At 64.7% G+C, this 13755-nt stretch carries 8 protein-coding genes; 3 read left to right on the top strand and 5 right to left on the bottom strand.

Annotation, left to right across the window (positions count from 1 at the left end; genetic code table 11):
- The first annotated feature begins 73 nt into the window (after positions 1-73).
- The gene (locus J4G32_RS18490; RefSeq protein ID WP_210497029.1) at positions 74-838 is read left to right on the top strand and encodes a potassium channel family protein; all 765 of its coding nucleotides are present in this window, start codon (positions 74-76) and stop codon (positions 836-838) included.
- Between the two features lie 9 nt (positions 839-847).
- On the opposite strand, the gene J4G32_RS18485 is transcribed toward J4G32_RS18490, so the two are convergent.
- From J4G32_RS18485 to J4G32_RS18470, 4 genes are all read right to left on the bottom strand, one after another.
- On the bottom strand, positions 848-1951 hold the full coding sequence (locus tag J4G32_RS18485; protein ID WP_210497028.1) for an ABC transporter ATP-binding protein: 1104 nt from the start codon (positions 1949-1951) through the stop codon (positions 848-850).
- A 5-nt stretch (positions 1952-1956) separates the two neighbouring features.
- On the bottom strand, positions 1957-4146 hold the full coding sequence (locus J4G32_RS18480) for an ABC transporter permease (protein WP_210497027.1): 2190 nt from the start codon (positions 4144-4146) through the stop codon (positions 1957-1959).
- Between the two features lie 127 nt (positions 4147-4273).
- Positions 4274-5320 carry an ABC transporter substrate-binding protein gene (locus J4G32_RS18475; protein ID WP_210497026.1) on the bottom strand — a complete coding sequence of 349 codons (1047 nt, stop codon included), beginning with the start codon at positions 5318-5320 and terminating at the stop codon, positions 4274-4276.
- Positions 5321-5435: 115 nt separating this feature from the next.
- Positions 5436-6242, bottom strand: a complete 807-nt coding sequence (locus tag J4G32_RS18470; RefSeq protein WP_210497025.1) for an inositol monophosphatase family protein — start codon at positions 6240-6242, stop codon at positions 5436-5438.
- A gap of 202 nt (positions 6243-6444) precedes the next feature.
- Here J4G32_RS18470 and J4G32_RS18465 point away from each other — a divergent pair, with 202 nt between their 5' ends.
- The gene (locus J4G32_RS18465) at positions 6445-6912 is read left to right on the top strand and encodes an NUDIX hydrolase (protein ID WP_210497024.1); all 468 of its coding nucleotides are present in this window, start codon (positions 6445-6447) and stop codon (positions 6910-6912) included.
- A gap of 7 nt (positions 6913-6919) precedes the next feature.
- Here J4G32_RS18465 and J4G32_RS18460 read toward each other — a convergent pair whose 3' ends face one another.
- Positions 6920-8338 carry a peptidoglycan-binding protein gene (locus J4G32_RS18460; protein ID WP_210497023.1) on the bottom strand — a complete coding sequence of 473 codons (1419 nt, stop codon included), beginning with the start codon at positions 8336-8338 and terminating at the stop codon, positions 6920-6922.
- Between the two features lie 166 nt (positions 8339-8504).
- Here J4G32_RS18460 and J4G32_RS18455 point away from each other — a divergent pair, with 166 nt between their 5' ends.
- The gene (locus tag J4G32_RS18455; protein WP_210497022.1) at positions 8505-13748 is read left to right on the top strand and encodes an alpha-2-macroglobulin family protein; all 5244 of its coding nucleotides are present in this window, start codon (positions 8505-8507) and stop codon (positions 13746-13748) included.
- Positions 13749-13755 lie beyond the last annotated feature (7 nt).

The following is a 13755-nucleotide window of genomic DNA, read 5'->3' as shown; positions in this document are numbered from 1 at the left end:
AGCGACATCGAAGAGAGTCTTGCCTCATGAGCCATTTCGGACGGCGGCGTAACGTTTTGGGGGCGGGCGTCCCATGGTGATCTCCCGCCTGCGCGCGCTCTACGAGGACGACGCGCCTGACAGCCATCGCTTTCGATACGGCCTGCTGGTTTTCGATATGGCCACGATCCTCTTCATCGTGGTGACGTCGTTCCTGCCGCGGTCGGGGGTCGTCGAGGGCATCGATGTGGTGCTCGGTCTCGCGATCCTGGCCGATTTCCTTGCGCGGCTCGCGATCAGCCGCAACCGATGGAAGGATTTCGCCCATCCGGCGACGCTGGCCGATCTTGCGGCCATCGTGTCGTTTCTTGCACCGATCGTGGGAGAGGGGATCGGGTTCCTGCGCGTGCTGCGCACCCTCAGGCTGCTCTACACCTACCAGCTGCTGTCCCGCCTGCGCGCAGACAGCGCGTTCTTCCGCCGGCACGAGGACCTGATCAAGGCAGGGGTCAATCTGTGCGTGTTCATCTTCATCATGACCGGCTTCGTCTACGAGACGCAGCACTGGTCCAACCCCACCATCGCCAATTATGTGGATGCGCTCTACTTCACGGTGGCTGCCCTGACGACGACGGGGTTCGGCGACATCACGCTGACCGGAACCTCCGGCCACCTCATCGCGGTCATCATCATGATCTGCGGCGTGACGTTGTTCCTGCGTCTCGTCCAGGTGCTCCTGCGTCCCCCGAAGGTACGCCACGATTGCCCGGCCTGCGGCTTGCAGCGGCACGACAGCGATGCGGTCCATTGCAAGGCCTGCGGCACCATTCTGAACATCCCGGACGAAGGGCGGGTGTGAGAAAGCCCTTCAGGCATTGGGGATAATCGCTACGCCCCGTTCGGGGGTCAGCGAGACCGCCACGGCTGTTCCCGGAGCGATCGGCGCCTTGCTGCCGTACTGGACGACGAACAGGTTACCCACCGCGCTGTCCACCTCGTATTCCATCTGTGTGCCGAGATAGGATGCCTTGGTGATGGTGCCGGGGATGGCGGCGGCAGCCGAGCCCCTGTCGTCGAGCAGGATGGCATCCGGACGGACGGCGAGTTTCACGGTGCCGGGCCTTGCGCCGCGATGGGGCAGGCGAACGCTCAACCCGCCGATGGTCACCTGCGCGTCCGCGCCTTCGGCCGGGCCGAGCGTGCCGGTCAGAATGTTGGCGTCCCCAATGAAATCGGCCACGAACAGGTCCGCTGGCTGCTCGTACAATTCGCGCGGCGAACCGGTCTGGGCAATGCGGGCATTCGACATCACGATGATGTGGTCGGAGACCGCCAGGGCTTCTTCCTGATCGTGGGTCACATACGCGACGGTAAGGTTGAGGCTCTGCTGCAATTCGCGAATATCCTCGCGCACGCGCCTTCTCAGCTTGGCGTCCAGGTTGGATAGCGGCTCGTCGAACAGCAGCACCTGCGGTTCGAGAACGAGGGCGCGGGCGACCGCGACACGCTGCTGTTGTCCGCCCGACAATTCCGACGGCGAGCGCTTCTCGAGTCCGGACAGGCCGATCATCGCGAGTTTTTCCATGGCCATGGCCTGCGCGTCCTTCTTGGAAACGCCCTGGACGGACGGGCCATAGGCCACGTTCTCCAGCACCGACATGTGGGGAAACAGCGCGTAGGACTGGAACACCATGCTCACATCGCGATCGGCAGCCGACAAATGCGTTACATCGCGGCCGCCGATGAGGATCTGGCCGGAGCTTGCCATCTCGAGGCCGGCAATCATCCGCAAGGTCGTGGTCTTGCCGCAGCCGGACGGTCCGAGCAGGGTCACGAGCTTGCCTGGCTCAATCGTGAAGGTCACGTCATCGACCGCTGTCACCTCACCATAGCGCTTGGTGACATTGCGGAATTCCACGGAGGCCGGGGTCTTGCCGGAGGGAACGCGGGCAGGCGATGCGGTCTGGTTCATCTGGTTCACGGGAGGGCCTGAACAGCAAGAGCGGGAGCATTCGCGTGAGCGCTGCGACGTCCGAGACGCCGCTCGCCGACAACGAGCTGGATCATGGTGATGGCGATCAGCATCACGACAATGAGGACGGTCGAATACGCGATGGCGAGGCCGAACTCGCCGGCTTCCACCCGGCCGACGATATAGGCCGTCGCCATGTTGTATTCGGCTGTGACGAGGAAGATGACGGCGCTCACGGCCGTCATGGCGCGCACGAACGAATAGACCAGCGATGCGACGATGGCAGGTCGCAGCAGCGGCAACACGACACGGCGCATGGTTGTCCAGGAGCGCGCGCCCAGGGTCAGCGAGGCCTCATCGAGGCTCTTGTCAATCTGGCTCAGGGTCGCGATCCCCGAGCGGACGCCGACGGGCATGTTGCGGAACACGAAGCACATGACGAGAATGAAACCCGTGCCGGTGATCTCGATGGGCGGAACGTTGAACGCAAGAATGTAGGAGACACCCACGACCGTGCCCGGAATGGCGAAACTCAACAATGTGCCGAACTCGAACAGACGCTGACCCTGGAAGCGCTGCCGGGTCAGAAGGTAGGCGGTGAGAATGCCGATGGCGGCCGTCAGCGGCGCCGACAGGGCCGCCACCTTCACGGTCGCGAAGAACGAGTTCCAGGCCGAGCCGGAAAAGTAGATTCCCCAATCGGACCGCTCGATTCGAAAGGCCGTGATGTAGTGCTCCAGGGTCGGCGTGTAATCCCGGCCCATGGAGCGCACGAAGCCGCCGATGAGAATGATCGCATAGATCAGGACGGTGAACAGCGCCCACGGTATCGCGGTGAGATAGGAGGCCAAGGCCACGCGACGCGGCAAGGGCAGGGGAATGCCGGAATCGCCCTTGCCGGTAACGGTCGTGTAGACCTTCTTGCCGAGCCACGCATGTTGCAGCCAGAATGCGCCGAGCGTGAAAGCCAGCAGGATAATGGAAAGGACGGCCGCACGCCCCTGATCCTGTTGCGCGCCGACGACCGCAAAAAAGATCTTGGTCGACAGAACCTCGAAATTCCCGCCGAGCACCAAGGGATTCCCGAAATCGGCGAGGCTCTCCACGAAGCCGAGCAGGAAGGCGTTGGCAAGACCGGGGCGCATGAGCGGAAGGGTGACGAGCACAAAGGTCGTCCAGCTTTTCGCCCGCAAGGTCTGAGAGGCCTCCTCGAGCGACGGGCTGATGCCCTGCACCACGCCGATCAGCACCAGAAAGGCGATGGGCGTGAATGCCAGAAGCTGCGCGATGAACACGCCCGGAAGGCCGTAGATCCACCGCGAGCGCGGAACGCCGAACCAGTCATAGAGCAATGCCGATGCACTGCCGGAGCGCCCGAACAGGAGGATCAGCGCAAGGCCGATGACGAAGGGCGGCGTGATGATAGGCAGCACGCTCATGATGCGCAGGAGCTTCTTGTAGCGAAAGCTCGTGCGCGTGGCGATCAACGCAAAGGCAAGGCCCAACGCCGTCGTGCCGAACGCCACGAGGATGCCGAGAAACAGCGTGTTCCAGGCCACGCCGCAGCGCAGGTCGCCGACGAGGCAGTCGAGGCCCCAGACAGAGCGATCCAGGAATTTCACCATGAACTGCGCCGGCGCGAAGGCGCCGCGATCATCGCCGAAGGCGCTCGCGAGGATGGTCGAGACGGGAAAGAACACGAACACTGCGATGAGCGCGATGACGATCCCGATGGACGAGGTCACGAAGGCATCGCCGCGACACCAGCCCCGCGCCGCAAGGCCATGGCAGAGGAGGATCAGAAGGGCCGTCGCGGTCAGCGCCGCGCCGTAGCCCATGCCGGCCTGGCGGGGTCCGGGTGAGCCGAACAGGCCGCGCAGGACCTCGCTCGTCCAGCCATTGAGGCCGATGGTGAAGCCTTGCAGCACGATGAGGGCGAGGCCGAGAATTCCCGCGCCGACAAGCCATTGGCTATGCGCTCCGGTTGCTCGTGCGGCGGCCGGTCGCAGGGTCATCAACAGCGGCACAAGTATCGGCAGGAGCCACCACGCCCCTTTCAATCCGAGCATCAGACCCGAGCCGCCGAAGAGATAATCGCCGAGCGCGGGTGTCGCCGCGCTCTCGAATCCATACCAGGGCAGGATGGCAAAGCCGATCCAGCCGAGGATGATCCAGCCGCGTGTTGCCCGTGACATGATGGGATGCTCGCATAATGCCGGGCCCGTCGTCACCCGTTGGCGGGTGGCGCAATGCCCTTGCTCTGCCGGTGACGTCATGAAAAACGGCGGGACGACTCGGCGCCCCGCCGTGGAGAGCCTCAGCCTATTTCGGCAGGTTCTTCACCTCGTTGTCCCATTTGGACAGCAGGCGCTTGCGCTCGTCGGACGATCCGTATTTCGCGAAGTCGAAATTGATCAGCTTGATTTCCGACAGCTTGGGCGCCTCCGGCGGCACCGGCGTCGCCTTGTTCGACGGCACCTGATAGGACTTCGCGTCAGCGCCGAGTTTCTGCGCGGCCGGTGTCAGCGCCCAATCGTAGAACTTCTTGGCGCTGTCCATGTTCTTGGCGCCCTTGATGATCGACATGGAGCCGATCTCGTAGCCGGTGCCCTCGCAGGGCGCCACCACCTTGATCGGCGCCTTGTCCACCAGCATCGTGACGATGTCGTGCATGAACGCGATGCCGATGGTGGTCTCGCCGAGCGCCATGGCCTTGGCCGGAGCAGCGCCGGACTTGGTGTATTGGTTGACGTTCTTGTGCAGGGCCTTGAGATACTCGAAGCCTTTCTCCTCGCCCATCAGCTGGACGATGGTGGCAAGCAGCGTGTAGGCGGTGCCGGACGAATTCGGGTCCGCCATCTGGACCTCGTCCTTGAACTTGACGTTGAGCAGATCAGCCCAGCATTTCGGCTCGGCGACGCCCTTCGACTTGATGAGATCGGTGTTGTAGCCAAAGCCCAGTGCACCCGAATAGATGCCGATCGTCCGGTTCTTCGATTGCTCCCATTGCCGGATCGCCCAATCCTGCAATTCCGCGTTTTTCGGCGACGTGTATTCGACCGTCAGGCCTTCTTCGGCTGCCTGCATATGCGGATCGCCGGTGCCGCCCCACCAGATGTCGGCGCGGGGGTTGGCGCCCTCGGCCTTGACCTGTGCGTAGATTTCACCGGAGCTCTTGCGGGTCATCGACACCTTGATGCCCGTCTCGCGCTCGAAGGCCGTGGTCATCGCGCGGCACCATTCCTCCTGGACGCCGCAATACATGACGAGCGCGCCCTGCGCCTGTGCCGATCCGGCAGACAGGAATGATAGAACCGTCGTCGCGCCGGCCAACATCGTGGCGGCGATAAAATTCTTCTTTATCTTCATGGCGTTCTCCCTGAATCGTTTCTTGAAGTCTTGATGCTTGGCTGGCTAAGCTCCATGCAATGCGGTTGCAGGTCAAGGGGCTTGCTGAATTTTGGGCCTTGGTGAGAGATAGGGGTCAGAGGCCTTGGCGTTCGGGATCCTTGCCAAGGCCGGTCGCGCTCATGACCGCCTGGGCCAGTTCGGGCGTGCAGGCGAGAACGGGGTTGCCCTCCCGCAGGCCATCATGGGCGAGGAAGTCGTTGGTCCAGCCGCCGGCCTCCTCGATGAGCAGCAGGCCGGCGAGCACGTCCCAGGAGTTGATGTGCAGCTCGCAATAAGCATCGATCCGTCCATCGGCCACATAGGCAAGCCCCAGGGTGCCGGAGCCTGCGCGCCGCACATTCACGCCCGCATTCTTCAGGCGCGTCACAAGCCCGATATAGACGTCATTCGTCAGCCGCGATGACCATCCGGCTTCCACCGTCGCGTGGCTGATTTCCGCCAGCCCGCTGACGCGGATTGCCTCGCCATTGAGGGTCGCGCCGCGACCGCGAAGGGCCGCATACAACTCGTCCTGCATCACGTTGTACACGACGCCGACCTCGGTTCGCTCGTCGCGCACGAAGGCGATGGAAATGGCGAAATGCGGGATGCCGCGGGCGAAGTTTGCCGTTCCGTCGATCGGGTCGACCACCCAGACATCCCGCGTGAAGGATCCTCCGCCTTCCTCGCCGAAGAACGAATCCGCCGGCAGGAGGCTGCCGAGGCGCGCGCGGATGAGATCTTCCACCTCCGAATCCGTGGCGGTCAGATAGTCCTGGTGGCCTTTCATGTCCGGCCTCTGCGAGCGCGGCCGTTCAAGAAAGCGGCGGCGTGCCAGCACCCCGGCTTCGCGCGCGATCGCGCAGGCGATGGCAAATCGTGTGTCCAGACCGTCGGTCATTCTGATAGCCCCGCATTGCTCCGATGCGGCAACGTCGACCCGCAACGTTGCCAAACATTCATCATTTCCGGTTTACAAGTCAGCAGAGGAAAGCCGACCGTGTGAAAAAAGGCTTCTCCGGCGCGAAGAATTGATCCTTTATTAGCCGGCTTCGAGCAACTCGCTTTTTCATCCCTCAACCAGGAATCCCCACCCTTCTCGAATGCCCCGCACCCCGAAAGATCGTTTCAATCAGGTAGCCGCCCTGCCTTTCCGGATCAGAAAGGGAAGGGTCGAGGTTCTTCTCGTCACGTCACGCGAGACGAAGCGGTGGCTGATTCCCAAAGGCTGGCCAATGAAAGGCAAGAAGCCTTACCGGGCGGCGGCCCAGGAGGCGATGGAGGAGGCCGGCGTCAAAGGCACGGTCGCCCAGGCGCCCATCGGCCATTACGACTACTGGAAGCGTCGGACGGAGCATTTCGATCTGTGCCGGGTTCAGGTCTATCCCCTGGAAGTGCTGAAGCAGATGAAGAAATGGCCCGAAAAGGGGGAACGTGATTCCCGCTGGTTCGGGGTCGAGGAGGCAGCCCACCAGGTGCTTGAGCCGGCCCTTGGCCAATTGATCCGGTCACTACCGCTTCACGTCCATGCGCCGCCCGAGATTGTGCCGGTTCCGGCGCTCACCGGGTAAGCGGCCGTCAGGGGGCGCAGGTCAGGGGAACGACCGCCGTCCGCCATGCCGCCGCTGCATTGGCTGCTCCACCGGTTACCGCGTTCTTGGGGTCGAGGCTTGGAACGACCCAGGATGCTGCCTCCTGAACCTGTCGCACAGGTACGATGGTGTAGCGGCGGCTTGTGGCGATGCCCGCAATCCTGCGGCCGTCGCCAACCGGCGGCGCGACCAATCCGATCAGGGCGTTGGCCGCATCCAGAACCGGCGCTCCGCTGGCTCCCGACTGAAGGGGGGCGAGGACAGATTGCCCGTCGGCCATGGTGCCTGGAACCGCGCTCAACCCGGTCCGGCCATCGTCCGTGGAATATCCGAGGATCAAGACAGGATCGCCGGATGCTGCCTCGGCGGTGGCGAACTTGGGAAGTTCGGATGGCAGCGCCTGTGCCAGGTCGATGATCAGCACGCCAGCACCGTTGCCGTCCTGGGCCTTGACCGGCGATGCCTTGCGGTCGCCAGCCTGGAGATCCGTACAGCCTGCAAGGTCCGCAGTGGTGATCACCCGGCGCGGGGTCATGGCGATGCCGGTCCCCACGAGACGACGGCTCGCCGGGAGGGCCGCCACCGGCGCTTGCGATGGCGACAGGGACGGCGACGTGGCAGGTGTGGGCCCGGCGGCGGGCGCGGCCCGGCCGGAGGGATCGAAGCTGTTGGCGATCGCCACCACGACCCGGTCGAGCTGCGGCGCGAGGCTCTTGTCATAGCCGATCGAAAAGCCGCGTATTCCCGCGCTTCCTGCGCCGTAGCGCGTGTAGAACCGGCCAGAGGGGGTTTCGCCTGCGATGACGAAGAAGTCCGGCCGCAGGACCTTGTAGGTCACGGTCCGGCCATTGATCTGAAGCGCAAGGTTGCGCTCATAGAGAGACTCCAGGGTCGCGTCGGCCGGCACCGTGCGGGTGTCGAGCGTGACCCGGTCATCCGCGCTCTGCCAGCGGCTTCCGCCATTGGCGTTGGCAACCTGCTTGGGAAGCAGGCGCGTGGGGACGCCGATGCGCACGCCGGCACGGCTGTCGTCGACGACGGTGAAACCAGCTGCCATCCGGGCCCGCTGCGCGAGGGTCTGCAGTTCCGCCCGTTCGGCCGCGCTGAGGATTCCGGTGCCGGGCTTGCGCTGGCTCTGTAGAAAGGCCGAGACTGCCTCGAAGGTCTGCCGGCCGAACGTTCCGTCCGCCGTGCCGCTATAGGCGCCGGTCCAGATCAGGGCGTCCTGGATTGCCTTGCGATCGGCCTCCGGCAAGGTTTCAAACGCCGCCTTTGCGGCGTCGAGCCCCACGACGGACGCCGCGGCGCGGCCGATCTGATTCTGCGCATGGGCGGTTGGAATGCAGGGCAGCGCGATCGCTGCCGCGACGACCACGCTCAAAATGCCAAATCTGCGAACCGTCATGCGTCATGTCCCCCATTGGCACTCTCCCAAACCTGAAGCCGAGACGCCAGAACTTTCGCCAACCGGAAGAACGCGGGACGTGCGTTGCAACACGAATGGCCGCCTTGTGGCGCGACCAAGCGGTGGTAAGGTCGCACCGCTACGGCTTCAATCGAGGACGACGTCCATGGTCATATCTGTCGTGCGCACCTTGCTCGGTGCCGCAATGCTCGTTGCCTCGATTCTCACCGCCCAGGCGCAGGGGCAGAAGAGCTTCTCGCGGGACGATCTGGCGAGCGAGAGCGTGCGCCTCGAGCAGACCCTGAAGACGGAGGCCACTTCCTTCATTGCGGGAAAACCTGCGCCCCAGTTGCGGCGCGAGGGCGAAGCGTTGCTCGCTCGCGGCAACGCGCGCCAGGCGCTGAACCTGTTTTCGGCGGCCATCGCGGTCGAGCCGGCTGTCGCGGCCAATTGGGCAGGCTTTGCCCGCGCCGCGCTCGCGATCGATCCCGGCAATAACTGGCAGGAGCGCTACAAACTTCAGGAGCGCCAGCCGGTCGCTGCCTACACGGCCTATCAACGCGCGACCAACACCGCGGAAGAGGCCTCCGCGCTGGCACTTCTGGGACAGGTCTACGCGGCCCAGCAATCCTGGCGGCCGTCGCTCAATGCGTATGCGGCAAGCCTCAAGCTGCGCGACGATCCGACTGTCCGCGCGACCTACGAACCCCTTCGCGTCGAGCACGGATTTCGCGTGACGGATTTCAAGGTCGATTCCGATTCCGCCTCGCCACGAGTGTGCTTTCAGTTCTCCGATCCGCTCGCCAGCGGGAAGGTCGATTTTACACCGTTCGTGGCCATCTCCGGCAGCGCCTCAGCAGCCGTCACGGCCGAGGCCTCCCAGCTTTGCGTCGATGGTCTCAAGCACAGCGAGCGCTATTCCGTCGTGCTGCGACAGGGCCTGCCGTCATCCGTGGGCGAGACGCTGCTCAAGCCCTATGACTACGAGATCTACGTGCGGGACCGGTCGCCGCAGGCGCGCTTCACCGGCCGCAACTACGTCCTGCCGAGCACCGGGCAGGAGGGCATCCCGCTCGTGTCGGTGAACACAACAAAGGTCGATGTGGAGGTCTACCGCATCGGCGACCGCAATCTGCTGCCGACCGTTCGCTCGTCTGATTTTCTCGGTCAGATCACCCGCTATTCGGCTGCCGAGATTGCCCGCGACAAAGGGTTGCGCATCTGGAACGGCACCCTTGATACAGCATCCGATCTGAATCGCGACGTAGTGACGGCGTTCCCGGTCATTGAGGCGATCGGCAAGCTTGAGCCCGGCGTCTATGTGATGACCGCCAAGCCGAACGATGGTTCGCCGGGCAACAACGAGACGTCCGACAGCTACGACAACATCGCCACGCAATGGTTCGTTGTGTCCGACCTCGGTCTGACAGCGTTCAGCGGCAAGGGCGGCGTGCAGGTTTTCGTCCGGTCGCTGGCGAGCGCCGAGCCGCGTGCCGATGTGGAGATCAGACTGGTTGCCCGCAACAACGAAGTGCTTGCCACGGTCAAGACCGACAGCGCCGGCGTGGCGCTGTTCGATCCAGGTCTCGCACGCGGCGAGGGCGGACTGGCGCCCGGAATTCTCGTCGCCAGCGCGGGCACCGATTACGGCTTTCTCGATCTCGGATCGGCCGCATTCGATCTGACCGATCGCGGCGTCAAGGGACGGGTCGCATCCGGTGCGGTCGATGCATTTCTTTACACTGAACGGGGCGTTTATCGCACGGGCGAAACGGTGGCTTTGACGGCGCTTCTGCGCGACGTGAAAGGTGTTGCGGTGCCGTCCATCCCGCTCACCCTGGTGGTGCGTCGCCCCGACGGCGTCGAATATCGCCGCGCGCAGGTGGAGGATCAGGGACTCGGCGGACGAGCCTTTGCGATACCCATCCTGCCCGGGTCTTTGCGCGGAACCTGGCGGGTTGCCGCCTACACGGACCCGAAGGGCCCGGCCATCGGCGACGTGACGTTTCTGGTGGAGGATTACATCCCCGAGAGGCTTGAGGTGAAGCTTTCGCCGCAGGTCGAGGCCCTGCGTCCCGGGTTGCCGGCGCCCATCGACCTTTCGGCGCGCTATCTCTACGGCGCGCCCGGATCCGATCTTGTGGTCTCGGGCGAGGTCACCGTTGCGGCGGCAAGCGCCAGCGGCATCAAGGGACTGGATGGCTACACCACGGGCCTCGACGACGAGCCGGTGGAATCCTCGACCGCAGAGATCGAAGAGGCGGCCACCACCGACGCGCAGGGGCGCGCCAGCCTCAAGATTCCGGTGCAGGACGTTTCCGCCCCGCGGCCGACCGAGGCGCGCATCACCCTGCGCGTGGCCGAAACCGGCGGCCGGGCCGTGGAGCGCACGGTCACGCTGCCGATCCTGCCGAAGGGCCCGGTGGTCGCTGTCCGCAAGACGTTCTCGGGCCAGCTTGGCGAAGGCGCGAACGCAACCTTCGACGTGGTGCTGGCCAATCCGGACGGCACCCGCGTGAGCAACCGTAATGTCGTGTGGAACCTCTACAAGGTCGAGCGGCGCTACCAATGGTACAACTCGGACGGCCGCTGGGGCTACGAGCCGGTCAAGACCACGCGCCGCATGAGCGACGGCCGTCTCGATGTCGGCACCACCGCGCCCGCGCGGCTCTCCGCGCCGGTCGAATGGGGAAGCTACCGGCTTGACGTAAGTGCATCCGACCTCGGTGAGACCGCACAGACCAGCGTGTCCTTCACCGTCGGGTGGTCGGGCGACCAGACCGCCGACACGCCCGACCTGCTCGACATGACTCTCGACAAGGCGAGCTATCGCTCCGGCGAGACGATGCGCGTTCGTCTCAACCCGCGCTTCAAGGGCAAAGCCACGCTGGCGGTCGTCAGCGACCGAATGCACGACATCCAGGTCGTAGAAGTTGCGGCGACCGGCTCCGACATCGCCGTGCCGGTCCGGGGCGAATGGGGACCGGGCGCCTATCTGGTCGCCCTCGCACACCGTCCGCTCGACCAGGCGGCGCGACGCATGCCCGGTCGCTCGCTCGGCACCGCCTGGTTCGCCATCGATCCTGAATCGCGTGCGCTCACACTCGATCTGAATGCGCCCGAGAAGATCCGTCCGCGCGGGACGCTCAATCTGCCGGTCAAAGTCGCGGGCCTCAATCCCGGCGAGGAAGCGCGGATCACGGTGGCGGCGGTCGATGTCGGGATCCTCAATCTCACCCGCTACACACCGCCCGATCCGACCGCATATTTCTTCGGTCAGAAGCAGCTCTCGGCCGAGTTGCGTGATCTCTACGGCTATCTCATCGACGGGATGCAGGGAACGCGCGGGTCGATCCGTTCCGGCGGCGACATGGAGCCCAAGCCTCTCGATGGAATCCCGCCAACGCAGGAGCCGTTGGCGCGCTTCTCCGGCATCGTGAAAGTCGAGGCCGACGGCACCGCGCAGGTGACCTTCGACATTCCGGCCTTCAACGGCACGGCCCGTGTGATGGCGGTGGCGTGGACACGCGACCGCGTCGGACACGCCACGTCGGATGTGATCATTCGCGATCCGGTGGTGCTCTCCGGCACCCTGCCACGGTTCCTGTCGGTGGGCGATCGTTCGCGGTTTTCCGTTCAGCTCGACAACGTGGAGGGCGCAGCGGGCGATTACACGCTCGATCTCAACCTGCGCGGTCCCGTGATCGTGCCGGCGGAATCGTTGCGCTCCGTCATCCGGCTCGACGCGAAGGCAAAGGGCCAACTGGCCATTCCCGTGACGGCCGGCGGACACGGACAGGCTGTGATCGACGCGACATTGCGCGGACCGGGACTGGATCCCATCGGTCAAACCTTCGCGGTCGCGATCCAGCCCGGCACCGGGTCGATTGCACAGCGAACCGTGCGTTCACTCGCGCCGGGCGCGAGCCTGACGGTCTCGCAGGATCTGGTCGCGGATATCCTCTCTGGAACGGGCGTCGTGTCGGTGTCGGTGTCGCCGCGCGCGAGTCTCGATGTGCCGGCCTTGCTGCAGGCGCTCGATCGCTATCCTTATGGCTGCACGGAGCAGACGGTCAGCCGTGCGTTGCCGCTGCTGTATGTCAACAAGCTCGCCGAAGAAGAGAAGCTGTCGCTCGACGAGAAGGCGGACGAGCGGGTACGCGGCGCCATCGAGCGGGTGCTCGCGCGACAGGATTCCAACGGCTCCTTCGGGCTCTGGTCAGTGGGCGGCGACGACCTCTGGCTCGATGCCTACACCACCGATTTCCTGACCCGTGCTCGTGAGCGTGGATTCGTGGTGCCGCAGGTGGCGTTCACCGTCGCGCTCGATCGGTTGCGGAACTTTGTCGCGAACACGACGGAAGTCGGAGATAACGGCGCAAACCTCGCTTACGCCGCCTATGTGTTGGCCCGCAACGGACGGCCTGTGATGGGCGACCTACGCTATCTGGCCGATACCAAGCTTGCGGAGTTTACCTCGCCGCTCGCGCGCGGCCAGCTCGCGGCGGCCCTCGCCCTGCTGGGTGATCGCGGCCGCGCGCAGAAGACATTCGCGTCCGCCGTGGAGCTGCTGACGGGCGAGAAGGATAACGGCGCGTTCCGCGGCGATTATGGCTCGCGTCTGCGCGACGGCGCGGGCCTTCTGACGCTGGCGTCCGAAACCGACAATGTGCCCGCCGTGATCCAGCCGGTGGCCAGGATCATCGACGAAGAGCGCGGCAACCGGCGCACGAGCACGCAGGAGCAGGCGTGGCTGGTTTTGGCCGCGCAAGCCGTGGCCCGCGAGGCGGAGGCGATGTCGCTCACGATCAACGGCGCGAACCGAAAGGGTGCGTTCTATCAAGCCTATCGCGACAGCACGCTTGCCAGCGGATCCGTGTCTCTCGCCAATGCCGGCCCGGCACCGGTGCAGGCGGTGATCACGGTCAGCGGCAGTCCCATCGAGCCGCAGCCCGCCCTGTCGGCCGGCTACGCGGTGGACCGGTCCTACTACAAACTCGACGGCACTCAGGTGCAGCCATCGACGGTGCAACAGAACGAGCGGCTGGTGGTCGTGCTCAAGGTGACGGAAGCCGCCGCCAAGCAGGCGCGCATCCTGCTCGTCGACAGGCTTCCGGCTGGTTTCGAGATCGACAATCCCAAGCTCGCCGACAGCGATAGCGTGGCCGAGCTGCCGTGGCTCAAGCGCGACGTCGAGCCTTCACATACGGAGTTCCGCGACGATCGGTTCGTGGCGGCGTTCGATCGCGAGCCCTCGCAATCGGCGTTCTTTACCATCGCCTATATGGTCCGCGCGGTTTCGCCGGGCCGCTACGTTCATCCGGCCGCGCAGGTGGAGGACATGTATCGCCCGGAGCGCTTCGGGCGAACGGCTTTCGGCGCTGTCGAGGTTCTCTCGAGCAGACCATAGGGACCAA

Source organism: Microvirga antarctica (assembly GCF_017921815.1).
Classification (GTDB): Bacteria; Pseudomonadota; Alphaproteobacteria; order Rhizobiales; family Beijerinckiaceae; genus Microvirga; species Microvirga antarctica.
The sequence above is the reverse complement of the archived record's forward strand: the minus strand, read 5'-3'. Positions and strand labels throughout refer to the sequence as shown.

Excerpts from the sequence above, each read along its gene's own strand:
- J4G32_RS18490 (WP_210497029.1), top strand. The coding sequence starts at position 74 with ATGGTGATCTCCCGCCTGCGCGCGCTCTACGAGGACGACGCGCCTGAC.
- J4G32_RS18485 (WP_210497028.1), bottom strand. The coding sequence starts at position 1,951 with ATGAACCAGACCGCATCGCCTGCCCGCGTTCCCTCCGGCAAGACCCCG.
- J4G32_RS18480 (WP_210497027.1), bottom strand. The coding sequence starts at position 4,146 with ATGTCACGGGCAACACGCGGCTGGATCATCCTCGGCTGGATCGGCTTT.
- J4G32_RS18475 (WP_210497026.1), bottom strand. The coding sequence starts at position 5,320 with ATGAAGATAAAGAAGAATTTTATCGCCGCCACGATGTTGGCCGGCGCG.
- J4G32_RS18470 (WP_210497025.1), bottom strand. The coding sequence starts at position 6,242 with ATGACCGACGGTCTGGACACACGATTTGCCATCGCCTGCGCGATCGCG.
- J4G32_RS18465 (WP_210497024.1), top strand. The coding sequence starts at position 6,445 with ATGCCCCGCACCCCGAAAGATCGTTTCAATCAGGTAGCCGCCCTGCCT.
- J4G32_RS18460 (WP_210497023.1), bottom strand. The coding sequence starts at position 8,338 with ATGACGGTTCGCAGATTTGGCATTTTGAGCGTGGTCGTCGCGGCAGCG.
- J4G32_RS18455 (WP_210497022.1), top strand. The coding sequence starts at position 8,505 with ATGGTCATATCTGTCGTGCGCACCTTGCTCGGTGCCGCAATGCTCGTT.